The sequence below is a fragment of the Paenalcaligenes sp. GW821-LYS-B07-1 genome (assembly GCF_058803365.1).
In genome coordinates this window covers 2,190,844-2,215,998 of record NZ_CM179516.1, presented here as the reverse complement: position 1 = coordinate 2,215,998, position 25,155 = coordinate 2,190,844, and the positions used below count along the sequence as shown (strand labels likewise).

Here is a 25,155-nt window from a genome sequence, read left to right as displayed (position 1 = left end):
AGCAGGTTCCCCAACTTTGTGGGCTAACATTTCCTGAATTGATTATGCAGCAGCTTCACACCTCTTATACCGGTAGCTCACGCTGGATCCTCAAAGGCACAGCGCTCGCTATAGCTCTGGGTTTACATGCAGGTGTATTGGCCACCGTGTTCATGAGTGATGAGCCTAAAATGGTTGGCGAGCCAGCCATGGAACAAATCGTTGGTGTGGATTTACTGGAGTTTCCTGATCCTGATCCCGGCGAACCCCAATTGGCACAAGCGGAAATTGAACAGCTGCCCGAGCCTGAAGAAATTGTAGAAGAAGAGCCGGAGCCCGAGCCGGAAGAAGAAGTAGAGCCGGAACCTGAGCCAGAACCTGTAGTGGAAGACCCTGTGATTCCTGAGCCAGTTGTTCAGCCTAAACCCAAACCAAAGCCTAAACCAAGACCACAGCCCCGTCCAGAGCCTACACCTAGGCCAGAACCTGTGGAGCAACCGGCTGCACCCGCTACACGTAACGTGGCAACTGAAAACCCTAGCACAACACAAGCTGGTGGTCAGCAAGCCGCACAAACTGTAGACCCGAATAGACCTAGAGTGATTAGCCAAGTGAATTACTTGGGGCCGCCACCGCAACCTGTGTACCCGCGTGCGTCAGAACGACGCCGTGAACAGGGGCGTGTGATCGTGCGTGTACTGATCTCTACCGAGGGTTCAGTGCTTGATGTGAGTGTACGAACATCATCAGGGCATAGCCGATTGGATGATGCCGCTATTAGTGCGGTACGTCGTGCGCAGTTCAAACCTTATACCGAAAATGGCGTGGCATATCGTGCTATGGCCGATATCCCATTTGATTTTGTTTTATAGGACGTAAATATGATGCAGGAGCTTCTTGAGGCTGCTCTGCTAGGACTGGCGCAGGTGAGCGCAGCGACAGCAGATGCTCAACCCCTTGTTGATGCGGCAATACAGACACAGAATGTAGCCCAGCCTGTAGTAGATGCTGCGGCTCAGGCAGCGCAACCGCTAGTTGGTGCGGCTGTGGAGTTGTCTCAAACAACAGAAATGCTTGCCTCTGCTTTGGCTGGTGCAGGTGATGTTCCAGTGATGACGCAAGAAGCCGCTTCTACCGGTATGCTGCACTTCATCGCGCAAAGTGACATGGTAGGTAAAACCCTATTTGTAATTTTGTTGGTGATGTCATTGGCGAGCTGGTATTTGATTTTTGCTAAAGCCTTTGTGTCCTACCGCTTAAAACGTCGTTCTAACAACTTCCTGCGTGAGTTCTGGGCAGCCAGCTCCTTGGAACAAGTAGAAAACGAAATTGCTACGCATGGTGCTAACGAGCCATTCGCACATTTGGCTAGCCACGCTATTCATTCACGTAACCACCATGCGCGTTACGGTGCGTTGAAACTGGAAGAAAAAGGCTCTACAGACTCATTTGTGATGCGCATTATGCGTAAAGTCATTGATGAAGAAACCGCTAGGCTGGAAAATGGCTTAACGCTGTTGGCGTCTGTGGGTTCTACTGCACCGTTTGTGGGGCTGTTCGGTACGGTATGGGGTGTATACCATGCACTGATCAATATTGGTCTGTCCGAAGAAGTCGCATTGAACAAGATTGCAGGCCCTGTGGGTGAGGCATTGATCATGACCGGTTTAGGTCTGGCTGTAGCGATTCCAGCAGTATTGGCATACAACGCCTTTGTACGTACAAACCGTGTGTACTTGGCTAAGTTGGATGCGTTTGCTCACGATCTGTTTACCTTCTTGACTACAGGTCAACAGGCGCCTGATGCTAATGGTCGTGGTCCAATCGGTACAGCGCCACGTGTTGATGAACCTGTAGGCGTGGGCGCATCAGTAGCACCTGTACCTGCAGGGGGTGAATAATCATGTCTTTTGGAAGCTTTGATAGCCGTTCCTCATCACAGACAGCAGCTGAAATTAATATGGTGCCGCTGATTGACGTGATGTTGGTGCTGCTGGTGATTTTTCTGATTACCGCACCGTTGCTAACGCATAGCATCAAAGTGCAATTGCCACAGGCTACCGCTCAGCCAGTGGAAAAAGACGCCAAGTCATTGGATTTGGCAGTCACGTTAGACGGTGCATTGTTCTTAAACAATGATCCTGTGGCAATGGAAGACTTAACACAAACCTTGGCTATTTATGCTCAAGAGAAGCCACAGCCAGAAATTCGTATTCGCGCCGATCAAGAAACACGTTATGAAATCTTGGCTCAGGTAATGAGCAAAGCCAAAGCTGCTGGAATGGTACGTTTGGGCTTTGTCACTCGCCCAGGCGCAGAGCAAGGAGCAGCTACTCCAGCATCAACTGCGGCAACGGATAAGCCAGCGGGTAATACCGCTACGCCGTAAAATCCGTTATGCTGTTAAGCCGCAGAGCAGCGGCAGCATTCACCCCGTTGAAGCTTACGCCTCAGCGGGGTTTTTCTTTTTAGTACCAACGAATCACTGTGAAATCCGCGTATGCGTCTATTACTTATAGAAGATGATGTCAGTTTAGGGCCTGCATTGCAGGAGTACTTGATGAGCCAAGGTTATGCTGTTGATTTGCATGCGGATGGCGCTGGTGGCTTGGGGGCATTGTCTGCAGTGGAGTATGAGCTGGTGATTCTGGATTTGAATTTGCCGGACATTAGCGGTTTGGATTGGTTGCGTACCATACGTCAAAAAGGTATGACTGTACCAGTATTGATTCTGACAGCTCGTGATGAGTTGGAGGATAGGGTGGCCGGGTTAGATGCGGGCGCTGATGATTACGTGGTCAAGCCTTTTGAGCTGGCCGAGCTGGCGGCGCGCATACGCGCCTTTGCTAGGCGCAGTGTAGGGCAAGCGCAATCTGTGCTGGAAGTGGGGCCATTATTATTTGATATGGTGAGCCGTGAGCTACGTGTACACGACCAACGCTTAGCTTTATCCGTGCGCGAGCTTTCCGTGTTAGAAATGCTGATGGCTAGAGTAGGGAAGGTAGTGACTAAACAGCAGATAGTAGCGTCGTTATCGGCGAACGATGCTGACTTTAGCGAGAATGCAGTAGAAGTCTATGTGTACCGTCTGCGTAAACGCCTAGAGGGTTTACCTTTGCAAATACAAACTGTGCGTGGGTTTGGCTATTCTCTGGAATTGCAAAGCGAGTAAAAAAGGCTGACTGTGCTGTAGATCAGGAGCGCACATGACAATGACGAAACGAAAAGGCATTCCTGCATTCTGGCAGCAAAATAGTTTGGCCCGACATCTGGTGGTGCGTTTGATGCCACCCATTGTCATGTTGGTGGTTCTAGATTTAGCCGTCACCTGGGTGCTCACGCGGAAAATGCAGATTGAAGAGTGGATGCTGCGTGATATTTTCTGGACGATGGCACTAACTCAACTAATTTTGGTGGGTTTATTTACCTGGGTGTTAGTCCGTGGTGTGCGTAGCGGTTTGGCAGCTATTCATGACTTAGCAGAACAAATCACAGAGCGTGACGAAGACGATACCCTGAGCCCATTAAGTGTGTCAGGTGTGCCTCAAGAAGTCTTGCCACTGGTATTGCACGTGAATACCTTGCTTGCGCAATTGGATGATACGCTGCAGGCTCAGAAACGCTTCATAGGCCATGCAGCTCACCAGTTTCGTACTCCGCTCAGTAGCTTGCGATTAGAGTCCGAGCTGATGCTGGCGCAAGATCTGCCACTCGATGTGCGTACACGTGCTGAGCGTATTAAACGCATCTCAGATCGCATGATTCGTTTGGGTGAGCAGTTGCTGGTACTTGCCAAGGCAGATGCCTCTACCAGCCCCAGAGACAGCTTAGAGCGTCTTGATTTATGCGAATGGTCCAGAAATACCGGTGGGGAATGGTTGGCGAATGCACGCGAAAAGGGTATGCAACTGCAGTTAATCGCTCCAGATCAGCCGGTATGGATTGACGCAGACCCTATATTACTGGGCGAGCTGCTATCTAACCTTATAGATAATGCGTTGAATTATGGTGTAGGAGGCAATAACCAGCTTTCCATACGCATTAATGCCAACCCACCTTCGTTAGCCGTGGAAGACAATGGCGTAGGTATTCAAGAACAAGATGCACAGCAAGTATTTGAGGCTTTTTACCGTGCACCGTCACAAGCACACAAAGGCAGTGGAGCAGGCTTAGGATTGGCGATTGTTAGGGAAATTGCCGTAGTGCACGGCGCATGGGTCAAGCTGAACAGTAGACCGCATTTTCCGGGAACCCAGATCATGGTGATCTTTCCGGGCCCCCGTATTGGTACACGCTTACGACGTCAGCGTTTTCAGTCTGCAGACTGAGTAGACTCGTCGTTATCTGCGGTGTGATCGTCGGTGTCTATGCGACTCACACGTACTTCACCCACACGTCGATCTATCATTTCCACAATCTCGAAACGTAAGCCTTCGCTTTCAATAACATCTCCAACTTTAGGCAAAGCATCCAAGCTTTCCAGCATAAAGCTGGCAACAGAGTTGAAGTTTCGGGCAATACTTAAGTGGTTAGGTAGATTCAGTTCTTGTGCCAAATGGAACAAGTCGATACTACCTTCTACCAGCCACTCATTGTCATCCACTTTACGTATTGCGGGTTGTTCGTCCTCGTCGGGAAACTCGCCGGCAATCGCTTCTAGAATGTCTATGGGTGTGAGCAGACCTTCAATAGTGCCATATTCGTCAGCCACCAAAACAAACTGTCCTTTGGACTGTTTGAGCATTTGAATGACCATTAAAGGATCAGTGTGTTCATGAGCAATGATGGGCGCACGCAATTCAGACCACTGAGTGACAACATCGTTGTCTTTAAGGTCGGCCAGCAAGTCTTTGCTTTTGGCTACACCAATGATTTGATCTAACTGACCGTTACAGACTGGCAAGAAACTGTGTGGTGTATCACGCAACAATTGGCGGATTTTTTCGGCGGAGTCTTCGGTATTCACCCAAGTGATTTCGTTTCTGGGTGTCATCAGTGAGCTTATAGGGCGCTGACTCAGGTTTAATACACCGCTAACCATTTTGCGCTCTTCAGCCTTGAAGGCGGAATCCACAAGATCATGTACAGTATGGCTATCGGCAGTACCTTCGTTTTCGTCGTCAGTAGGTTTGCTGCTGAGCAAACGCATTACTGCGTCAGCGGTACGATCACGCATAGGAATGCGAGCCTGATGGCGTAATACGCTACGACGCGCTAGCTGATTGAAGAACTCGATAACAATAGAGAAACCGATAGCGGCATACAAATAGCCTTTAGGAATTGTTAGTCCTAAGCCCTCAGCAGCTAAGGCTAGACCTATCATTAGCAAGAAGCTTAGACATAACACCACAACCGTCGGGTGAGCGTTCACAAAACGTGTTAGGGGCTTGGAAGCCCACATCATCAAGCCAATAGAGATGATAACGGCTGCCATCATGACGGGCAGGTGATCTACCATACCTACCGCTGTAATGACGGCGTCTAGCGAGAATATGGCATCCAGCACAACAATCTGCGTCACAACTATACCGAAGCTGGCATAGGCTTTGTTTTTCTCACGCACTATTGGCGGGCCTTCTAGGCGCTCGTGCAATTCGCTGGTGGCTTTAAATAGCAAGAATATACCGCCCATCAGCAAAATAAGGTCGCGTCCGGAGAACCCGAAGGAGCCGATGGAAAATAGCGGGGTTTTCAGAGTGACCAGCCACGAGATGACGCTAAGCAGGATGAACCGCATCACCAGAGCCAGTGAGAGGCCGATAATACGTGCACGGTCCCGCTGATGCGGGGGCAGTTTATCGGCCAAGATGGCAATAAAAATAAGGTTGTCTATACCCAGTACTATTTCAAGTACGACGAGGGTAATTAAGCCCGCCCATATGTTCGGGTCTACAAGCCATTCCATGATGTTGATTGAAGAGAAAAAGGAAAAATAATAGGGTCTTTATATGACAATAATGTCATTAGAGCTTGGGTTCGGCATCCTGCTCCTCTATAGGAGGAGATTTATGCGGTAAATCCATGTGACCGGGCTCGTTGGGGGCATAAGTAACCGTGCGTTGGCTAAGTTCGCGTTTGATGGCTGCACGCATCAGCAAAATAGCAGTAACTGGAGAGGTGATTACTAGTAATAGCGTAATCAGCAGCGGGTGAACAATTACGTGATCGCTTAGGTAAGAATACATCAACACCATTGCTAGCAGCATAAAAAACACGCCTAAGGTGTTACCCAATGTAGGGGCGTGCATACGGCTAAAGAAATGACGTAAGCGAATAAGCCCTAATGATCCTATGAGCGTAATGATGCCGCTGAGTATCAATAGTAGGGCGGTAGGGATGCTAATCCAGAGTGGAATGTCGTTCATGGCTCAATCACCTCACCACGTAACAAGAATTTGGCCATGGCCGCAGAGCCTACAAAGCCAAACAGTGCAATCAGTAAAGCAATATCAAAATACAGGCGGGAGTCAAAGCGCATGCCTAGCGCTAAAAGAGCCAGCATGCCGTTGACGTACATGGTATCCAGCGCCAACACGCGGTCGCACGCGGTAGGGCCGGTAGATACTCTATAGGCCGCAACGCTCATGCCAATCACAAAACAAGCCAAAGCAAAAAGGCTAGACCAATAAATGATACTGTTCATTCAAAAATCTCTATAAGCGGCTGTTGATAGCGTTTCTGTATGGTGTCCAGCCACTGCTGTTCATCTTTGAGGTCCAACACATGCAGTGTCAGAATATTCTTTTCCTCGTTGAAACCAGACCATACAGTTCCAGGCGTGTACGTCACGATGCAGGCTAGGGCGCTTAATCCATGCGGGTCAGTAATGGTCAGAGGGATATCCAAAAAGCCAGGGGTCGCACCTGATTTATCACCTTTGAGTACGATTTTTCCCACATCGATATTGGAGTTCACAATATCAACGAATACATGCCCCATTAAGCGCAAAGCAATAAAGGGGTGGCGTAAGCTGGCGCGCACGGGCCTGAATGGGATAGCCGCCAGAGACAACAAAATAGCCAGTACTGCACCTACGGCAATGTTGCCGGGTGACATGGAGCTATTCAGCAGTAGCCAAAAGACCAGCAGAAAGACAGGAAGAATCAAAAAGCTAAATTTTTTCCTCATGGTGCCTCTCCTGTGTGTACAGGACGATCCGCATTTTTCATGAGCACGGCATTAATGTAGGCGCTAGGGCGGTCCAAATAACGGGCTGTGCCTTCCAGATAGCTGGTGATGGGGCCAGCTTGAATACTCAGCCATACGCAGATAGTGATTAGTACCGTCACGGGTAATGCTTCGGTAGGACGCAAGCGTGGGACACTGATGTTATTGTGGCTCCAGAACAAGCGAATACCAGTACGTGACAAGGCAATAATGCCAATAAAGCCAGCTAGCAATACGGTGGCTGTAAAGATCCACGCGTTTAGTGGGTCTGGTGTGTAGCTAGAGGCTTGTAGCGCTGCCAAGATTAATGAGAACTTGGCTACAAAACCTGAAAGTGGCGGCAAGCCAATAATAATCAAGGCGCAGGCAATAAAGCTCATACCCAAAAATACCAGAGCAGCGGGAATGGCTCTACCCACGACGTCAGAGGTGTTTTCGTCGTCTTCGTCGTCGGCCAGTGCAAAGGCCTCAGCACTGGCCGCCAAAAAGTCAGAACCAAAACTTTGGGCGCGGTTCACCATTTCTAGCAGCATAAAGAAGGCGCCTAAGCCTAATACAGAGCTAATCATGTAGTACAGGGCTGGGCCAGTTAGGATTACACCAGGCATACCCAAGGCGGCTAACAGCGTACCAGAAGACAGAATCACACAATAACCCGCCATACGTTGTGTATCGTGGGCCGCCAAAGTACCTACAGCGCCAAAGATCAACGTGGCAATACCAGCCGGGAACATCCAAGCACCACCAAAGGCAGCGGGTGCCCCCGTGGGTTCTAGCAAGGTGCCTATACGCAGCAGCGCGTAAATACCCACCTTGGTCATGATAGAGAACATGCCTGCTACGGGTGGGCTGCTGTTGGCATACCCGTCAATCAACCAGTAGTTCAAAGGCCATGCGGCTGCTTTGATGAGGAAGGCTATACCTAAAATGGCTGCAGCACTTTCAAATAGCAAACGGTCTGGACCTGATAGATGGCCGGCTTTGACAGCTAAGTCTGCCATGTTCAATGTGCCGGTTACGCCGTAAATCAGCGCCAGTGCAATCAACAGCAGGAAAGAGGCAATCAGGTTGACGGCAATATAGTGTAAGCCAGCATTCACACGGGCGCGGCCAGAGCCATGCAACATTAAGCCATAAGAAGCGGCTAGCAGTACTTCAAAGAATACGAACAGGTTGAACAGGTCGCCTGTCAGGAATGCGCCGTTCAAGCCCATCAGCAGCAACTGGAACAGTGGGTGGAAGTGCACCCCTGAGCGGTCCCAGCGCGCGGTGGCGTAAATCCATGTTGTAGCCCCTAATACCGCCGTGAGCAGCAACATTAAAGCGGATAGACGGTCTACTACGACAACGATGCCAAATGGGGCGGGCCAGTCACCCAATAGGTAGACACCTACACCCTCAGGCCATGAGGTTTCGATGGTACCGTCCGCCATGTTGAGCAGCAGTATGGCGACCAGAAATTGCAACGTAAAAGAGATAACGCTAAGTGCTATTTTGTACCGACGGTATTTGTCCTGTCGCAGCAGCATCAAGCCGGCAGCAATCAGCGGAATGATAATGGGGAAAATAGGCAGGTGTTTCAACAGCATCACAGCTCGTTTTCCTCACGACCGTCTACGTGGTCAGTGCCGCTTAAACCGCGGTTGGCCAGTAGTACTACTAGAAAAAGGGCGGTGGTAGCAAAGCCGATCACAATCGCTGTCAGCACTAAGGCTTGTGGCAGAGGGTCAGCGTAGTTGCTTGGGTCTGAGCCCAGTTCGGTACTAATCACAGCAGGCGCATTGAGCGTGATGCGCCCCATGGAAAAAATGAATAAGTTAACGGCATAGGACAGCAGGGAAAGACCCATGATGACCTGGAAAGTACGGGGACGTAATAGTAACCAGACGCCTGAGCCGGCCAAAATACCTATAGCTAAAGAGAGAACGATTTCCATTATTCTTCGGTATTTAGTGAGTTTTGGGGAGCGGGCAGTTTCCTGTAGAAACGCAGGGACTGGTGGGCCAATGCCAGCAACATCAAGATGGTAGAGCCTACAACCAGCATGTAGACGCCAATATCAAAGAGCAGGGCGCTGTTGGTGTGGACTTCACCCACCCACGGCAGGGTGAAGTCCCACTCTAGTGCAGCCAAGAAGGGACGGTTAAACCACCAAACCAACATGGCAGCAAAACCGGCGATCAGCATACCCAGCGATATCCATGTTTGTGGATGTAGCAGAGGGCGGGACTCAACCCATGCAATACCGTTCACCATGTACTGAATCAGGATTGCTGTTGCCATAATCAAGCCACCCACAAAACCGCCACCAGGCAAGTTGTGACCGCGTAGTAAGAAGTAAATGGAGATCAGAGCAGCAATAGGCAACAAGATACGCATCAATATGGCTGGAACCTTCGTTACCCCATAGGGTACGCGTTGATTAGGATCTGGCTCTTCAAATGTTGCCGTTTCTAGTGGCGACAGTTCATCGGCGTTCTGTATGAGCTGGCCGTATTTATGGCGTATTTCAAGCGGTGTGGTAATGGTTTCAACGGGTGGTCGGAATCGACGCAGCAGGGCATAGACGCTCAGTGCCACAATACCCAATACGGTGATTTCACCAAAAGTATCAAAACCACGGAAGTCGACCAAAATAACGTTCACCACGTTTGCACCGCCACCTAGCGGCAGCGCTTGCTGTACCAAGAAGGGCGATACGCCATCCTCAACAGGTGGTCTGGTCATAATGGTGTAGGCCAATACAGATAGACCTGCACCAGACAACACAGCAATGGTTAAGTCTCGGCCACGCCGACGTAGGGCTTTTAAACGCGATAGCGCCGATACCTCATCTTCGTCAGTAGGCAAAAGCTTAGGCAACCAACGAAGGCCAAGCAGAATCAGCACTACGGTTACCACCTCAACAGCCAACTGGGTGAGTGCTAAGTCAGGTGCCGATAACCATGCGTAGGTAAGACTGGTGATTAAACCAGCTGCGCCAGATAGCAATAGTGCGGCTGGTCTGTGAAATTTAGCTTGATACGCAGCACCAATTGCGCAGGCTGCACCTGCGATCCACATCAACGCAAAGAGTGGATCCATAACCGTAGATTGTTGCGGAATAAACCATGTACCACGGAATAACGGCAAGGCAGTCACCACTAATGTGGACAACAGGATCAACAGTACTTGTCGTTGTAATCGAGGAGAGTATGTTTTATCGATGATGAAGTCAGCAGCGGTTTCTGTCCAACCTAAAAAAGCTTCAAAAATGCGCTGACCATCTATACGGTACAAAATAGGTGCGCGGTCAGAGCGGCCTTGTCGGTAATTATCCAGCAAGAACACCAGCATGACGCCGCCCAGCATAGCGATGATACTCATCACCAGAGGCAGGTTGAAACCGTGCCAAATGCGCAGGCTGAAGTCAGGCATTTGCAGATTCAGAATGGAGTGAGCTGCTACATCTAAGAATGGTGCAACGGTATAGCCAGGAAGTATCCCTACAGCCAAACAGATCAGCACTAAGATGATGCTGGGGATCAGCATTTGTATAGGCGGTTCGTGTGGCTCGCGAGGCAAGTTTTTGGCAGGTGGGCCAAAGAATACTTGCACAATGAAACGCAATGAATAGGCCACGCTAAAGGCGCTGGCTATCACCGCAATCAGCGGGATAACGTAATCCCATGAGTTGCCGTTAGCTGTATCAACCGCTTCGGCAAAGAACATTTCTTTGGAGAGAAAGCCGTTCAGTAAGGGTACGCCCGCCATGGCTGCCGCAGCCACGCTGGCCAATAATGCGGTGATGGGCATGGCATAGCGCAGCCCAGACAGCCTGTTTAAATTACGTGTACCTGTTTCATGATCCACGATACCAGTTGCCATAAATAACGAGGCTTTAAAGGTGGCGTGGTTAATGATGTGGAAAATCGCCGCAATCAGTGCCATGGCACTGTTCATGCCCAGCAGTAAGGTAATTAAACCTAAGTGGCTGATGGTGGAGTAGGCTAAAACCCCTTTCATATCGCGCTGGAAGGTCGCGAGATACGCTCCTAGCAGCAAAGTGATTAGCCCTGAGCCTCCAATTAAAACAGCCCATTCGGTAGTGCCTGACAGTACTGGCCAAAAGCGAGCCAAGACGAACACGCCAGCTTTAACCATAGTGGCAGAGTGCAAGTACGCGGAAACGGGCGTAGGTGCAGCCATCGCTCTAGGTAGCCAAATATGGAAAGGAAATTGAGCACTTTTACTTAATGCACCTGCTGCTACCATCAAGAGTAAGAAGGGGTACCAAGCGCTTTGGCGAATGCGATCGCCAGAAATTAGGATTTCACCTAAGTCGTAGGTGCCAGCAACTTGCCCCATCATCAGCACGCCAGCTAGCAAGCATAGACCGCCGCCGCCAGTAATGATCAACGACATTCGAGCACCACGACGCGCATCACGGCGGTGGTACCAGTAGGCAATCAGCATGAAGGACGACAAACTAGTCAGTTCCCAGAACACCACTAACTGTATGACGTTTCCAGATAACACCACACCTAGCATCGCACCCATGAATATTTGCAAAAACGCGAAGAAGCGCCGTACAGGTTCTTGAGCTGAAAGGTAGTAGTGAGCGTAGAGCGCAATTAATGCGCCCATCCCAGTGATGATGATGCTGAATAGCCAAGCAAGGCCATCCATGCGCAGATTGAAATAGATGTTATAGGCAGGAATCCAGTCAGAGGAGAACAGTAACACCTCATTACGGGATATCGCCGGAAAATTGACTAAAGTGAAAAGTGCACAGGTTAAGGCAACCATCCCGGCAAGCGGAGCCTGAAGTTTTCGGGATTCGGCAGACAATAATGATGATATCAGCCCACCAACGAAAGGGAGGGCTAGGATGACAAGCAAAGACATCGGGCTCCGGGGAAGACGAGATGTTTAAAACAGGAGAAAGGGTGATGTTCTAATAATACGATATTACTGGTAATTTCCACACATAATCTGCTAAAAAAAATGAAATTGCCCTGAACGTGCTTGATAAAGGTCAATGAGGAATTGTCCTATTGCAGTCAAAATAGTTGATGGTTGCAAAGATTTTGTAGGTTTCTGGAGAGTTTCATGGATATTGCACTGGCACAACCCCAACAACAGCGTGCCATCAACGAGGCTACTGCTTCATTTCAAGTTCCAGAAGCACTAATCCGACGTTTCAATAGTTCGGGCCCACGCTACACCTCGTACCCTACAGCAGACCGTTTTCTGGAAGAGTTCGCCCAACAGCATTATTTGAATGCCTTGGCGGCACGAGCCAGCAGCAAACAGCAGATGCCTTTGTCGCTGTACTTCCACCTGCCTTTCTGTACATCGCTGTGCTATTTCTGTGCGTGCAACAAAATCATCACGCAAGACAAATCGCGTTCGGCAGAGTACTTACAGTACTTGTTTAGAGAAATGGCGATGGTGGTGCCTCATTTGGGTGACGACCGCAAAACGGGTCAGTTGCACCTAGGTGGTGGTTCACCTACGTTTTTATCCAACGATCAAATGTCGTTGTTGATGCAAGAAGTCAGAAAGCATTTCGACTTTACGGATGATGCGGAAATCAGTGTGGAAATTGATCCACGCACGATTGATGACCAGATGCTGGCGCATTTGGCGGGTTTAGGTTTTAACCGCACCAGTTTTGGTGTGCAGGATTTTGACGTGGCGGTGCAAGAAGCTATTCACCGCATTCAGCCTTATGACATGGTGGCTAAAGCGATAGAAACCAGTAGGGCGGTAGGCTTTGAGTCCATTAATACCGATTTGATTTATGGCCTGCCAAAACAAAGCGTGCAAAGCTTCAGTGCAACCTTGGATCAGTTGATTGCGCTGCGTCCTGATCGTATTGCCTTGTACAACTACGCGCACTTGCCGCAGCGTTTTAAGGCGCAGCGTTTGATCAATGAGCAAGATTTGCCCGACGCAGAAACACGTCTGCAAATCTTCTTGATGGCTACGCAGCGGTTGTTGGATGCCGGGTATGACTACATAGGTTTGGATCACTTTGCATTGCCAGATGATGAACTGAGTCGCGCACGCTTGGATCAAAGTCTGCATAGAAATTTCCAAGGCTATACCACGCGTGCAGACAGTGATTTGGTGGCATTCGGTGTATCGGCTATAGGCAAAGTGCAAGGCACTCACGTGCAAAACGATAGGTCCTTAAAAGCGTACTACGCCTGTTTGGATGAAAATCGTTTGCCCGTTAGTCGAGGTATCCAGATGACGGCCGATGATGAGCTGCGTGCTGAAGTGATTATGCAGCTGATGTGCAGTATGCCTGTAGACAAAGCGCTAGTGTCGCAGCGTCATGGTATAGATTTTGATGCGTATTTTGGTGATGAGCTGCAGCGTTTGAGCCAGTTTGAAGACGCTGGGCTGATCACTGTTGATGAGCGTATGCTGCGTGTCACGGACACGGGGCGTTTGTTTGTGCGAGGGATCAGCATGGTGTTTGATGCCCACCTGCATAAACGTACTACCGCGACTTACTCGCGGCTTATTTGATTGTTAAAAGTTAAAGGACTCCCTGTGTTAGAAACCATTGTTGAGCGGTTACGGTTAAAGGGTAAGGCATTACTGCCTGTAGTTCAGGGCGGCATGGGGGTCGGTGTGTCGGCACACCGTTTGGCAGGCAGCGTGGCTGCGTTAGGAGGTATGGGAACGATCTCTAGCGTGGACTTGCGTCGCCATCATCCCGATTTGATGGCGCGCACACACAAGAGCAAAGATAGTAGCCTGATTGATATGGTGAACTTAGAGGCTCTAGATAGAGAGGTTCGCAAAGCTAAGGCACTCGCCAAAGAGTGTGGCGCAGTGGCTGTCAATATCATGCGCGCTGTGTCGCAGTACGCAGCCTATGTGAAGCAAGCGTGCGAAAGTGGGGCGGATGCGGTGGTGGTAGGCGCGGGTTTACCGTTGGACTTACCAGAGCTTACCGCTGATCATCCTAACGTCGCGTTGATCCCAATTTTGTCAGATGCCAGAGGTATTCAATTGGTGCTGCGTAAATGGATGCGTAAAAACCGTTTGCCAGATGCCATCGTGATCGAGAACCCAAAATTTGCAGCGGGTCACCTGGGTCTGGCAGATATTGAACAGATGAATGACCCTATGTATGCCTTCCCGCGCGTGCTGGAAGAAACACGTGAGGTATTCAAAAAACTGGATGTAGAGAAAGAAAACATCTCGTTAATCGTGGCAGGCGGTATTAACAACCCAGAGCAGGTCAAAACCTTGTTGGAGCAAGGGGCTGATGCGATTCAGTTGGGTACGGCATTTGCAGTAACGGAAGAGGGTGATGCTGACATCCGTTTCAAGCAAGTATTGGCGCAAGCCAAGCCTGAAGACATCGTGACCTTCATGAGTGTGGCGGGGTTACCGGCTCGTGCTGTGCGCACTCCTTGGTTGGACTCTTACTTGCATAAAGAGTCCAAGCTGCAAGCGGTTGCGCAAGAGCGTGCATGCTCTGAGGGCTTTGATTGTTTGGCGCATTGTGGTCTGCGTGACGGTGTTGCACGCAGTGGCCAGTTTTGCATTGATAGGCGTTTGGCCTACGCACTAGAAGGGGACGTTGATCGTGGTCTGTTCTTCCGTAGCTCGGAAAAACTACCATTTGGCGATCAAATTCGCTCTGTGCGTGACCTGATGGAATATTTGCTGCAAGCTATACGTGTAGGTGTACCAGCGCACGCCTAAGCTGCTATTTGGCTATTACTGTCTCGTGTGGAGCGGTAGTAGCCTCTGCAGGGCTAACACGCTCGTACAGTTGCTGGGCTTGGGTGGAGTCCAGCTTGAAATTAGGGTCATCAAATGTGGCCTGAGGGCTGCTGGCCATTTTCTGTAAAAAGCTTTCCCAGGGTTGGGATGCAGGCTTTGGGGTCTCAATGGTTTTGCGCAACACGCGCGATGGTGTCTGCTTTTGCTCCGGGGAGTAATGCGCGACATCAAATTGCCCCGTCATAATACCGATTCCACGTAGTACGGCAAAAGCCTGCACAGGATTGCGGAACTGTCGCGGCTGGCGACTTTTGCTGGTGATCAGAATAGCAGTCTGGGCAGAGCGCATTTGGATCTGGATGAAGAATGCGTCACCTTGCCCTTTCACAATGACGTTGGTGACGCCGCCCGCTTGGGTGGCTGCACGCAATTGCGGCAAAGTAAAAGATTGCAGGGTACAGGAGGCCGACAGGGTGCTCATTGAGTGATCGAAATAACGGTGAAAGTTGTGACAAGTGCACATTATGCCGTGTATCGCCTGTTTTCGCATCTTCCGGCAAGCAGAAGCCCACGTATGTGTGCTAGGGGGATATAATGGAAGATTGTTTATTTAGCGTACCGGTCCTTTCATATGACAACGACTATTATTGAAAATCTTCCAGTAGGTCAAAAAGTAGGTATTGCCTTCTCTGGTGGTCTGGACACCAGCGCGGCTTTACTGTGGATGCGCAACAAAGGCGCGATCCCTTATGCTTACACCGCAAACCTGGGTCAGCCTGACGAGTCGGACTACGATGCTATTCCGCGCGCTGCCATGAGTTACGGCGCCAAGGATGCTCGCTTGGTGGATTGTCGTATGCAATTGGTTGCCGAAGGGATTGCGGCATTGCAAAGTGGTGCATTCCACGTTTCCACTGCTGGCGTTACCTACTTCAACACTACCCCTATTGGTCGCGCAGTAACTGGCACCATGTTGGTGGCGGCAATGAAAGAAGACGACGTCAACATCTGGGGTGATGGCAGTACTTATAAAGGTAACGACATCGAGCGTTTCTACCGTTATGGTTTGCTGACTAACCCACAATTGCGTATTTACAAACCATGGTTGGATCAACAGTTCATCGACGAACTGGGTGGCCGTTCGGAAATGTCTCAGTACATGCAAGAGCATGGCTTTGACTACAAAATGTCTGCTGAAAAAGCATACTCTACCGACTCCAACATGCTGGGCGCTACACACGAAGCTAAAGACTTAGAATTCCTGAACAGTGGCATCAAGATTGTGAAACCTATCATGGGCGTGGCATTCTGGCGTGATGACGTTGAGGTGAAAGCTGAAGTGGTTACAGTGCGCTTTGAAGAAGGCCAACCTGTAGCACTGAACGGCAAAGAATTTGCTAACCCTGTTGAGCTGATGCTGGAAGCCAACCGCATTGGTGGCCGTCACGGCTTGGGTATGAGCGATCAGATCGAAAACCGTATTATTGAAGCGAAGAGCCGTGGTATTTACGAGGCTCCAGGTATGGCATTGTTGCATATCGCTTACGAGCGCTTGGTCTCTGGTATTCATAACGAAGACACTATTGAGCAATACCGTATTAACGGTCTGCGCTTGGGTCGTTTGTTGTACCAAGGTCGTTGGTTCGATCCTCAAGCGATTATGTTGCGTGAATCCGCACAGCGTTGGGTTGCTAAGGCGGTAACTGGCGAAGTTACGCTAGAGCTGCGTCGCGGTAATGACTACTCCATCCTGAACACAGAGTCGCCTAACCTGACCTACAAACCAGAGCGTTTGACGATGGAAAAAGAGGGTGATGGTACCTTCTCTCCACGTGACCGTATTGGTCAGTTGACGATGCGCAACATGGATATCGTTGATACACGCGGCAAACTGTTCACGTACGCTGATGCAGGCTTGCTGACTTCCAGCTCTGGCGCTGAAATGCCTAAGTTGAAAGACTAAGTATTACAGGGATGGGCAACCAGGGGTTGTTCATCTTTGCTGCTGACGCAATAAAAAAGCCACCTACAGGGTGGCTTTTTTGTGTGCTGAAGTGGGGTCTTAATCGTCTAGTTGGCCTAGAAGTAAAAACTCCATCAGTGCTTTTTGTACGTGCATGCGGTTTTCGGCCTCATCCCATACTACGCTTTGGGCGCCATCAATCACGTCAGCGCTAACCTCTTCGCCGCGGTGAGCTGGCAGACAGTGCATGAAGAGGGCGTCCGCATTGGCTTCAGCCATCATTTCGCTATCTACACACCAGTCGGCAAACGCTTTGCGGCGCTCTTCGTTTTCGGCTTCAAAGCCCATGCTGGTCCAAACGTCTGTGGTGACCAAGTCTGCGCCTTTGCAGGCTTGCATGGGGTCGGCAAACTCTTGGAATACGGCAGGGTCTGGGGTGCCAATCAGGTTTTGGTCCAGTGTGTAGCCTTGTGGTGCAGAAATATGCAGCTTGAAGCCTAGCAGTTCAGCTGCTTGCAGCCAGGTGTAAGCCATGTTGTTGCCATCGCCTATCCATGCCACGGTTTTGCCTTGAATGCTGCCGCGGTGTTCGATGTAGGTAAAGATGTCAGCCAAGATCTGGCAGGGGTGAAATTCGTTGGTGAGGCCGTTGATCACGGGTACACGAGAGAACTCGGCAAAACGCTCTAGGCGGCTTTGTTCGAAGGTACGGATCATCACGATATCCACCATGCGTGAAATCACACGTGCGGTATCTTCAATGGGCTCAGAGCGGCCCAGTTGCGAGTCGTTAGCTGTCAGGTTAATGACTTCGCCGCCTAGCTGGTACATGCCGGCCTCAAATGAAACACGGGTACGTGTACTGGCTTTCTCAAACACCATGGCCAGAGTCCGGTCGTGCAGTGTGTGATGAGGCTGGTAATTTTTGAAGTGGTCTTTGATGACGCGAGCTCGGTGCAGAAGATAAAGGATTTCTTCTTTGTTCAGATCACTAAACTGTAGGAAATGCCGTATCGGCGCTGCTTGAACCGTGGTACTCATAAAAAACCCTAGGCAAAAGAAAACATATTACCCTGTCAGCGACTATTGAGCAAAATTTGCTGTGTGTGACAGGTATAAAACTATGACTTATGAAATTGTGTGCATAAAGGTGTAGTGTTGCATGCAATGCGATACAATGCCGATGACGAAAATTTTTTATGATTAAGCTAAAGGCTATTGGGCATTTTGAATTAGCATGACAGGGCAACTCAAGCTTACTATTCACGGAACAACGAATGAAGGTCAGCGTTTTAGACCCAGCGATTGGGCAGAGCGTTTGGCCGGTGTGATGTCACAGTTCAGACCAGCAGGCGCAACTGGCGGACACTTAACTTATTCCCCCTACGTGGTACCTCGTTTAATCGATGGGGTGCGTTGCGTGGTGGTGGATGCGCGTCTAAGGGAGCTAGAGCCACTAGCATGGAAATTTGTGGTTGGCTTTGCGCAAGACAATAATTTAAAAACATCCGGCATGCCAACGGATTGATCCGACCGAAATAAGTGGCCCTTTATTTTTATTAGAAAGTGGCGCTAGTCTTTTATACAGTACGGAAAGAGGTGAGTTGGGTTTATAAAGAATTTGGCAATAAAAAAAGGGTGCTTAAGCACCCTTTTTTACGACCAGGTCGCTGCCAATTAAACCCAACTTTCAATCATTAGGCAGCCATTGCCTTAACGGCAGCAGCCAGGCGGCTTTTATGACGAGCGGCCTTGTTTTTGTGAATGATGTTTTTGTCAGCAACGCGATCGATCACGCTGGATGCTTTGCGCAGCACTTCGTTAGCAGCTGTCTGATCGCCAGCTTCTACAGCTTGACGCACACGTTTGATAGATGTGCGCAGCATGGAGCGGATGCTGGAGTTGTGTTTGTTACGTGCCACTGCTTGGCGGGCACGTTTGCGAGCTTGTGCGGAATTAGCCATATATATAAATTGATTAGTAAGTTTAATTGGCAAAGACTAATATTCTAAAGCCTTAATTGGGCCTTGTAAAGTGCCTGAGCCGGAATCCGCACAGTAGCAGGGGTACAAAATAGCTAATGGCGCATGTCAGCATCAACCCTAACAGATACAGCAAGCGTATTGCGGGTTGGGCATTTAACTCAGTCCAGCTTATGTAGTGGGAGCCTGCCCACAATACGAAGCCTAATAATGCCAACGCGGGAAGTACGCGTACTATAAACAGCCCCCAGCCTGGGCCGGGTTTGTATAGTCCACGTTTGTAAAGCAAGATCAGTAGCACCAGCGCATTGATGCTTGCGCCTATACCAATGGAAAGGGCAAGGCCTGCATGAGCAAATATAGGCACCAAGACTAGGTTCAATAGTTGCGTCAATATTAGTACCACAATCGCTATTCTAACCGGTGTACGTATATCTTGGCGTGCATAGAATGCTGGGGCCAGAATTTTAACTGCGAGTAAGCCCAGTAAACCTACGGAATAGGCGGCAACAGCGGTGCGTGTCTGAGCTACGTCGTAACTGCTAAATTCACCATAGTGAAACAGGCTAGAGACTAAGGCGTCGGCAACTAAAGCCAAGGCTAATGCACAAGGTAGGCCAAACAGAATAATGAGCTTTAAGCCCCAATCTAGCAGTTGTTGATACTGTTGCGTAGAGTCACCGGCGTAAGCGGCGGAAAGCTTAGGTAGCAGTACTGTGCCTAACGCCACGCCAAGTAATGCGGTGGGAAATTCCATTAAGCGGTCAGCAAAAGACAGCCAGGTGACGCTCCCGGGGGTAAGCCACGTTGCGATGTTTGTGTTGATCAGTAGTGATATTTGAGCAACTGATACACCCACAATGGCTGGAACCATTTGCTTCATAATGTGCTGCACGGTACTGTTCTGCCATGCTGCGCGTAGATTCAAGCTAAAGCGAGGCAATAAACCCAGACGATGCAGGGCATGCCATTGCACTAGTAGTTGCAGCACGCCACCTATCATCACCCCTACGGCTAATGCGTAAATGGGGGTGGCAAAGTAGGAGGCTAGTAATAGGCTGGCACCAATCATGCTGATATTCAGCAAAATGGGTGTAAAAGCGGGTACGGCAAAGCGGCTCCAAGTGTTTAGTACACCTGAGGCAAAAGCGACCAAGGACATGCACAAGATGTAAGGGAACATCATGCGTGTCATCCAAATGGCTGCATTAAATTCGGTTTGGCGTTCGGCGGCGCGTAGACCGCTCGCCATTAGGCTTACTACCCATGGGGCGGCCAGAATCCCTATCAGGCTGACCAGCATCAAAATAGCCGTCAGCAGAAGCGCAACTTGATCCAGTAACGTACGAACTTCGTCGTGGCTGCTGTTCTTGCGCGCATTGCCTAGGATAGGAACAAAAGCTTGCGAGAACGCGCCTTCGGCAAAAAGCCTACGCAACAGGTTGGGGATGCGGAAAGCCACCCAAAAAGCGTCTGTAAGTGGCCCGGCCCCGAATGAGCGCGCAATAAGGATGTCGCGAGCGAGGCCGGTAATGCGGGACAGCAGCGTAAAGCTGCTGACCGTTGCTGCTGACTTAAGTAAACCCATTAGCGAGGTGCCATACGGATAGCGCCATCCAAGCGAATGGTTTCGCCGTTGATCATGTCGTTATCAATGATGCTCAGCGCCAGTTTGGCGTAGTCTTCTGGGGTGCCCAGTCTGGATGGGAAAGGTACGCTGGCTGCCAATGAGTCTTGTACTTCTTGTGGGAAGCCAAACATCATAGGAGTGCCAAAAATACCAGGGGCAATGGTTACACAACGAATACCCAATTTTGCCAGGTCGCGTGCGATAGGTAATGTCATACCCACTACGCCGCCTTTAGAGGCTGCATAAGCGGCTTGACCTATTTGACCTTCATATGCAGCTACGGAGGCTGTGTTGATCAGCACGCCGCGCTCTTTTGTGGACAGAGGCTCGTTGTTGCTCATGGCTTGTGCAGCCAAGCGGTTCATGTTGAATGTACCGATTAGGTTGATGCCAATTACCTTTTGGAACAGCGCTAAATCGTGTGCACCTTCGCGCCCCACAATGCGTGATGCAGGAGCGATACCGGCGCAGTTGATAAGACCATAGAAATTACCCAGCTCTACTGCTTTATCAATCACACGCTGAGCGTCGTCAGGGTTGGTCACATCACAATGCACGAAGTGCTGATTCAGTTCTTTGGCTAGTGCTTGGCCAGCCTCATCTTGTACGTCTGCAATCACTACTCGGGCGCCTTGCGCGCAAAGCTTTCTGACCGTGCCTGCTCCCAGACCCGATGCACCGCCCGTTACAACAAAAGTATGATTTTTTACCTGCATGAAAGTCTCCGTTAATTACAAAAAAATCCGGCTTGCCAGTGCCGGATTTATGAATGTAACGTTCTCTGGTTTAGCTTTTTAGGGCTGCCAGAATACGTGCCTTGATTTCCTCTACCGAGCCTACTCCAGAGATTTTACGGTATTTAGGCGCTTTGGCGTCACCAGACTCTGCCCAGCTAGAATAATAATCAACCAAGGGGCGTGTTTGATTAGCGTATACATCCAAACGGTTGCGTACCGTTTCTTCGCAATCATCATCGCGTTGAATCAGTGCTTCGCCTGTAAGATCGTCCACACCTTCGGTTTTTGGAGGGTTGAATCGCACGTGGTAAGAGCGTCCGCTGGCTGGGTGTACGCGACGGCCACTGATGCGCTCAATAATATCTTCGCTTGGCACGTCAATTTCGATGACGTAGTCCAATGATACTCCGGCATTTTTCAACGCATCAGCTTGGGGGATCGTACGTGGGAAGCCGTCGAACAGGTAACCGCTGGCACAGTCATTCTGAGTAAGACGGTCTTGTACTAGACCAATAATGATGTCGTCCGATACTAGTTTGCCGGCATCCATCACCGCTTTGGCCTCCAGACCTAATGGAGTCTGGGCTTTAACGGCTGCACGAAGCATATCGCCCGTGGAAATCTGAGGAATAGAGAATTCCTGAGTGATGAAAGTGGCCTGGGTGCCTTTCCCGGCACCGGGTGGACCGAGCAGTATCAGTCGCATACGTTCCTCCTGAGGAAAGTGATTTTTTGATTGTGGGTAGCTGCATAACTGCAGCAATAAACTAAATAATATGCGCTAACAGAAGGCCTATAGGCTATTCCTCACGATATCCCGTACTTTTGCCAGGTCCTCGGCGGTATCGATGCCAGGAGCTGGAGGGTGAGCGGAGCGACTAACAACAATGCGATAGCCATGCTCAAGTGCACGCAATTGCTCCAGTAATTCGATTTGCTCCAGACTACCACGGGGCAGAGTGGGAAATACTTGCAGAAAACTGGTGCGGTATGCGTAAAGCCCTATGTGCTGCAAGGCTGGTAGCCCCGGAGCTAAACGTTGTACGCCATCGGCTAATGCCTCACGAGCCCAAGGAATGGGGGCGCGTGAAAAATACAGGGCGTGATCAGTGTGATCCACCACGATTTTGACGGTGTTGGCGTTGAATAAGGTATCTGCCTCGGTGATTGGTACGCCTAGTGTGGCGATGCTAGCACTGGGGTTCTGTGCCAAGGTTTGTGCAACCTGATCAATCAAAGAGGGGTTAATCAGCGGCTCGTCGCCTTGTACATTCACCACAATTTGCTCAGGCGCGACATTAAGTGTGCGCACAACCTCTGAAAGGCGATCGGTGCCGGTAGGGTGATCTGAGCTGGTGAGTACAGTTTCTAGTCCCGCAGAACGCGTGACCTGTGCAATTTCTTCAGCGTCGGTGGCAACGATAACGCGGCTAGCACCAGATTTAAGCGCTTGCTCGGCGGTGCGTACCACCATGGCTTTACCGCCTATATCTAGCAGTGCTTTGTTGGGTAGTCGCGTAGAAGCTAGTCTAGCGGGGATAACGGCGATAAAGCTCATGCGTTATCAGTCTGGGTATCCAGAGAGCGGGCTTCGTTGATCAGCATGACGGGGATACCGTCACGTACAGGAAAAGCCAATTGATCAGCATCACAGATCAATTCCTGATCCTCAGGTTGAAACCGCAATTGGGCCTTACATTGCGGGCAGACCAGAATATCGAAGAGGCGGCGTTCCATATGGGCTCCGGCTATACAGCAAAACAAGTAATCAAACAGTAACCCAGCAGTAATGCTGGTAATGAGCATATTAATGCCGTTGCAGCTTTTCTAACAGGGGGGTGTACCAGTCAGCTCTGGAAAAAAGAGCAGAAACTTCGGTGATCCAGATGCGTTTATCAGCAAACTTTTTACATTTTACGGCATCTTTTGGGGTGATTAGTATGAAATCTGCGTCAATTTTCCCAAAAGGGCTGTAACTATAGTCGTAGTGGTCTGGTAAAGACAATGGGGACTGAGGGTTAACCCCAAATTTTCTCAGCATGGCAAAAAAGCGCTGCGGTTGTCCTATAGCTGCTACGGCACTCACTGTCTTGCTGTTAAATAAGGCAAGAGCTTCATCTGTTGTGATGCATTGACCAGTCTCTAAATTGCGAAATGTGCTAGGCCAAAGCTGCATGGTGACGTGTGGTACACCCTGTATGTACTCAGACGATGTAGTGATGTCAGTGCCGGTTTGTTGCGTAACAATCAGATCAGCGTGTTGCAGTTGAGAGGGTAAATCACGCAAAGGGCCAGCCGGCAACAGGCGACCATTACCTAGACCACGTTCATCTTGCACAATAATTTGCGCCTGACGCCCTAGCTGTAAATGTTGCAGGCCGTCGTCGGCGATTACTACATCTACATCAGGGAATTGATTATTTAACGCTTGCAGCGCTTGGGCGCGTTTAGGGTGTGCAGCCACAGGAACGCCAGTTTCTCGTGCGATCAGAGAGGGTTCATCGCCTAAGTAATTGGCTTCGGTACTGCGTGCGGAAGTGTGGGCCTGTTCCCCTATGCGTACGCCATATCCTCGGCTAATGACGCCAGGCTGGTAACCGTGGGCCCGTAGTATGTCGATCAGAGCTAAGGTAACCGGGGTTTTGCCAGCGCCACCTATGATGAGATTACCTACGACGATAACAGGAGTGTGACTGGTGTAGATGTCTTCAGGATGCTGTTGGTAATGACGCCGCTTACGTTCTACGATGCGTTTAGTAATGCATGACAGCGGCAGGAGCAGGGTGCTAAGTAACCCTTTGTGCTGCCATGCCTTGTGTATACGTTTAACGAGGAAGCTATGAATGCTCATGGCGATGGCTGTGTGGCAAAGCTCACTTTGCCTAGTTGTAAGCGCCGGGCAGCTTCCAAAACGCGTACTACTGCTGCATGTGGTGTGGCGCTGTCTGCGTAAATCAATAAGGGTTGATGTATAGGTAGATCGCGTAGTGCTACTTCCAGTGCTTGGGCTGTATGGCCGTCAATACTTAGGCCATTTAACGCGTAAAGACCGTCCTGGCTAATGGCCAGAATGTTGCTGTTTTCTAGTTCGGTGGCGTTGGTGACCTGAGGCAGGCTTAGGTCCAATTTTTGTATTTGCGTAAATGTCGTGGTTGCCGTTAAGAAAATCAACACCACCAGCAGTACATCAATCAAAGGGATGAGATTGATGTCTATAGGAGAGGCTGAGGGGGTAAAACGGCGCTTGAAGTTCATGACTGTCGCGACTCAATCAGACGGTTAAGACGGCTTGCTTCGTATTCTAGACGGTGCAAAATAAAATCTGCGCGAGCGCTAAAGAAACGATGAGCAATCAAGGCAACAATAGCAATCAAAATACCAAAGCCAGTGTTATACAAGGCAATAGAAATGCCGTGTGCCAGTTGCGATGGATCGCTGCCTTGGGGTTGGTAAGCGCCAAAGAGCTCAATCATGCCAATTACTGTGCCAAATAATCCAAGTAAGGGTGCAATCACGGCAACAGTCGCTAAGGCACCTAAGTAACGGTGTAGTCTAAAAGCTAGATCTCGACCTACTTGTTCAGCGGCTTCTTGGCGAGTGCTTAGTGGTTGATTTTGCAGGCTGAGAATTTGCGCGCTTAACATGCCAAAACCGCTATCTTGTTGTAGTTCGCTAAGCTGGTTTTGTGCCACGATGGGTTGGGTGGCTAAATCAAATGCACGCTGAATAGAGCGTTCAGACAGGTAGTAACGACGACGTAAAGCTAGGCTACGTTCGAAGATCAGTGCTAGACCGATAATGGAAGTGGCAATTAGTAGCCAAATAGGCCAGCCAGCAGCAGCCAGAATAGAAGACACGTTAGTTTTCCTGCGTAGCGGTGGTGGGCGGTGGAGCCCAAAACACTTTTTATTATAATGGGACGCTATAGGGGTGGGGGAGTTTTGGTGTAGATTACTGCGTTTT

27 protein-coding genes are annotated in these 25,155 nt (G+C 49.9%); 9 read left to right on the top strand and 18 right to left on the bottom strand.

Annotation, left to right across the window (positions count from 1 at the left end; translation table 11 throughout):
* Nucleotides 1–44: 44 nt before the first annotated feature.
* From AC3QL0_RS10595 to AC3QL0_RS10575, 5 genes are all read left to right on the top strand, one after another.
* The gene (locus AC3QL0_RS10595) at nucleotides 45–851 is read left to right on the top strand and encodes an energy transducer TonB (RefSeq protein ID WP_493008457.1); all 807 of its coding nucleotides are present in this window, start codon (nucleotides 45–47) and stop codon (nucleotides 849–851) included.
* A 12-nt stretch (nucleotides 852–863) separates the two neighbouring features.
* Entirely contained in the window at nucleotides 864–1,880 is a 1,017-nt protein-coding gene (locus AC3QL0_RS10590; protein ID WP_493010979.1) for a MotA/TolQ/ExbB proton channel family protein, read from the top strand.
* Nucleotides 1,881–1,882: 2 nt separating this feature from the next.
* Nucleotides 1,883–2,368: an ExbD/TolR family protein gene (locus tag AC3QL0_RS10585; RefSeq protein ID WP_493008456.1), complete on the top strand. Its 486-nt coding sequence runs from the start codon at nucleotides 1,883–1,885 to the stop codon at nucleotides 2,366–2,368.
* 111 nt (nucleotides 2,369–2,479) lie between these two features.
* A complete protein-coding gene (locus tag AC3QL0_RS10580; protein WP_493008455.1) occupies nucleotides 2,480–3,151 on the top strand; it encodes a response regulator in 672 nt (223 codons plus the stop codon).
* Nucleotides 3,152–3,191: 40 nt separating this feature from the next.
* The gene (locus AC3QL0_RS10575) at nucleotides 3,192–4,307 is read left to right on the top strand and encodes a sensor histidine kinase (RefSeq protein ID WP_493008454.1); all 1,116 of its coding nucleotides are present in this window, start codon (nucleotides 3,192–3,194) and stop codon (nucleotides 4,305–4,307) included.
* Here the strand turns inward: AC3QL0_RS10575 and AC3QL0_RS10570 are convergent.
* Genes AC3QL0_RS10570 through AC3QL0_RS10540 form a run of 7 tightly spaced genes read right to left on the bottom strand, consistent with a single transcriptional unit; the run spans nucleotide 4,292 to nucleotide 12,033 of the window.
* Nucleotides 4,292–5,884 (bottom strand): TerC family protein, encoded by a 1,593-nt coding sequence (locus AC3QL0_RS10570; RefSeq protein ID WP_493008453.1) that lies wholly within the window; start codon nucleotides 5,882–5,884, stop codon nucleotides 4,292–4,294. The two genes, AC3QL0_RS10575 and AC3QL0_RS10570, sit on opposite strands and share 16 nt — an antisense overlap.
* A 58-nt stretch (nucleotides 5,885–5,942) precedes the next feature.
* Nucleotides 5,943–6,344: a monovalent cation/H(+) antiporter subunit G gene (gene mnhG, locus AC3QL0_RS10565; protein ID WP_493008452.1), complete on the bottom strand. Its 402-nt coding sequence runs from the start codon at nucleotides 6,342–6,344 to the stop codon at nucleotides 5,943–5,945.
* A complete protein-coding gene (locus AC3QL0_RS10560) occupies nucleotides 6,341–6,622 on the bottom strand; it encodes a K+/H+ antiporter subunit F (protein ID WP_493008451.1) in 282 nt (93 codons plus the stop codon). Before AC3QL0_RS10560 ends, mnhG begins: the two co-directional genes overlap by 4 nt.
* Entirely contained in the window at nucleotides 6,619–7,107 is a 489-nt protein-coding gene (locus AC3QL0_RS10555; protein ID WP_493008450.1) for a Na+/H+ antiporter subunit E, read from the bottom strand. Before AC3QL0_RS10555 ends, AC3QL0_RS10560 begins: the two co-directional genes overlap by 4 nt.
* Entirely contained in the window at nucleotides 7,104–8,735 is a 1,632-nt protein-coding gene (locus AC3QL0_RS10550; RefSeq protein WP_493008449.1) for a monovalent cation/H+ antiporter subunit D, read from the bottom strand. The genes AC3QL0_RS10555 and AC3QL0_RS10550 overlap by 4 nt, the downstream gene beginning before the upstream one ends.
* Nucleotides 8,735–9,082, bottom strand: coding sequence for a Na+/H+ antiporter subunit C (locus AC3QL0_RS10545; RefSeq protein ID WP_493008448.1), 348 nt, complete (start codon nucleotides 9,080–9,082; stop codon nucleotides 8,735–8,737). Before AC3QL0_RS10545 ends, AC3QL0_RS10550 begins: the two co-directional genes overlap by 1 nt.
* Nucleotides 9,082–12,033: a monovalent cation/H+ antiporter subunit A gene (locus AC3QL0_RS10540; protein ID WP_493008447.1), complete on the bottom strand. Its 2,952-nt coding sequence runs from the start codon at nucleotides 12,031–12,033 to the stop codon at nucleotides 9,082–9,084. The genes AC3QL0_RS10545 and AC3QL0_RS10540 overlap by 1 nt, the downstream gene beginning before the upstream one ends.
* 204 nt (nucleotides 12,034–12,237) lie before the next feature.
* Between AC3QL0_RS10540 and hemN the strand changes: the two genes are divergently transcribed.
* Together hemN and AC3QL0_RS10530 are read left to right on the top strand one after the other, a co-directional pair.
* Nucleotides 12,238–13,668 (top strand): oxygen-independent coproporphyrinogen III oxidase, encoded by a 1,431-nt coding sequence (hemN, locus tag AC3QL0_RS10535; protein WP_493008446.1) that lies wholly within the window; start codon nucleotides 12,238–12,240, stop codon nucleotides 13,666–13,668.
* Nucleotides 13,669–13,692: 24 nt separating this feature from the next.
* Nucleotides 13,693–14,859 carry an NAD(P)H-dependent flavin oxidoreductase gene (locus tag AC3QL0_RS10530; protein WP_493008445.1) on the top strand — a complete coding sequence of 389 codons (1,167 nt, stop codon included), beginning with the start codon at nucleotides 13,693–13,695 and terminating at the stop codon, nucleotides 14,857–14,859.
* A gap of 4 nt (nucleotides 14,860–14,863) precedes the next feature.
* Here the strand turns inward: AC3QL0_RS10530 and AC3QL0_RS10525 are convergent, their stop codons facing one another.
* The gene (locus AC3QL0_RS10525) at nucleotides 14,864–15,361 is read right to left on the bottom strand and encodes a hypothetical protein (protein ID WP_493008444.1); all 498 of its coding nucleotides are present in this window, start codon (nucleotides 15,359–15,361) and stop codon (nucleotides 14,864–14,866) included.
* A gap of 150 nt (nucleotides 15,362–15,511) precedes the next feature.
* On the opposite strand from AC3QL0_RS10525, the gene argG reads away from it, so the two are divergent.
* Nucleotides 15,512–16,843: an argininosuccinate synthase gene (argG, locus tag AC3QL0_RS10520; RefSeq protein WP_493008443.1), complete on the top strand. Its 1,332-nt coding sequence runs from the start codon at nucleotides 15,512–15,514 to the stop codon at nucleotides 16,841–16,843.
* A gap of 99 nt (nucleotides 16,844–16,942) precedes the next feature.
* Here argG and argF read toward each other — a convergent pair whose 3' ends face one another.
* Nucleotides 16,943–17,884, bottom strand: coding sequence for an ornithine carbamoyltransferase (argF, locus tag AC3QL0_RS10515; RefSeq protein ID WP_135867135.1), 942 nt, complete (start codon nucleotides 17,882–17,884; stop codon nucleotides 16,943–16,945).
* A 196-nt stretch (nucleotides 17,885–18,080) separates the two neighbouring features.
* Here argF and AC3QL0_RS10510 point away from each other — a divergent pair, with 196 nt between their 5' ends.
* Complete coding sequence (locus AC3QL0_RS10510) at nucleotides 18,081–18,371, top strand: DUF3579 domain-containing protein (RefSeq protein WP_493008442.1); 291 nt, start codon at nucleotides 18,081–18,083, stop codon at nucleotides 18,369–18,371.
* A gap of 169 nt (nucleotides 18,372–18,540) precedes the next feature.
* Here the strand turns inward: AC3QL0_RS10510 and rpsT are convergent, their stop codons facing one another.
* From rpsT to AC3QL0_RS10465, 9 genes are all read right to left on the bottom strand, one after another.
* Nucleotides 18,541–18,807 carry a 30S ribosomal protein S20 gene (gene rpsT, locus AC3QL0_RS10505; RefSeq protein ID WP_166407616.1) on the bottom strand — a complete coding sequence of 89 codons (267 nt, stop codon included), beginning with the start codon at nucleotides 18,805–18,807 and terminating at the stop codon, nucleotides 18,541–18,543.
* Nucleotides 18,808–18,859: 52 nt separating this feature from the next.
* The gene (murJ, locus tag AC3QL0_RS10500; RefSeq protein WP_493008441.1) at nucleotides 18,860–20,413 is read right to left on the bottom strand and encodes a murein biosynthesis integral membrane protein MurJ; all 1,554 of its coding nucleotides are present in this window, start codon (nucleotides 20,411–20,413) and stop codon (nucleotides 18,860–18,862) included.
* The gene (locus tag AC3QL0_RS10495; protein WP_135865487.1) at nucleotides 20,413–21,171 is read right to left on the bottom strand and encodes a 3-hydroxyacyl-CoA dehydrogenase; all 759 of its coding nucleotides are present in this window, start codon (nucleotides 21,169–21,171) and stop codon (nucleotides 20,413–20,415) included. The genes murJ and AC3QL0_RS10495 overlap by 1 nt, the downstream gene beginning before the upstream one ends.
* A 70-nt stretch (nucleotides 21,172–21,241) precedes the next feature.
* A complete protein-coding gene (gene adk, locus AC3QL0_RS10490) occupies nucleotides 21,242–21,898 on the bottom strand; it encodes an adenylate kinase (RefSeq protein ID WP_493008440.1) in 657 nt (218 codons plus the stop codon).
* Nucleotides 21,899–21,985: 87 nt separating this feature from the next.
* Nucleotides 21,986–22,750: a 3-deoxy-manno-octulosonate cytidylyltransferase gene (kdsB, locus tag AC3QL0_RS10485; protein ID WP_493008439.1), complete on the bottom strand. Its 765-nt coding sequence runs from the start codon at nucleotides 22,748–22,750 to the stop codon at nucleotides 21,986–21,988.
* Nucleotides 22,747–22,929, bottom strand: coding sequence for a Trm112 family protein (locus AC3QL0_RS10480; protein ID WP_430220240.1), 183 nt, complete (start codon nucleotides 22,927–22,929; stop codon nucleotides 22,747–22,749). The genes kdsB and AC3QL0_RS10480 overlap by 4 nt, the downstream gene beginning before the upstream one ends.
* A gap of 70 nt (nucleotides 22,930–22,999) precedes the next feature.
* Nucleotides 23,000–24,043: a tetraacyldisaccharide 4'-kinase gene (gene lpxK, locus AC3QL0_RS10475; protein WP_493008438.1), complete on the bottom strand. Its 1,044-nt coding sequence runs from the start codon at nucleotides 24,041–24,043 to the stop codon at nucleotides 23,000–23,002.
* Nucleotides 24,040–24,447 (bottom strand): ExbD/TolR family protein, encoded by a 408-nt coding sequence (locus AC3QL0_RS10470; RefSeq protein WP_493008437.1) that lies wholly within the window; start codon nucleotides 24,445–24,447, stop codon nucleotides 24,040–24,042. Before AC3QL0_RS10470 ends, lpxK begins: the two co-directional genes overlap by 4 nt.
* Nucleotides 24,444–25,049 (bottom strand): MotA/TolQ/ExbB proton channel family protein, encoded by a 606-nt coding sequence (locus AC3QL0_RS10465; RefSeq protein ID WP_493008436.1) that lies wholly within the window; start codon nucleotides 25,047–25,049, stop codon nucleotides 24,444–24,446. The genes AC3QL0_RS10470 and AC3QL0_RS10465 overlap by 4 nt, the downstream gene beginning before the upstream one ends.
* Nucleotides 25,050–25,155: the final 106 nt, after the last annotated feature.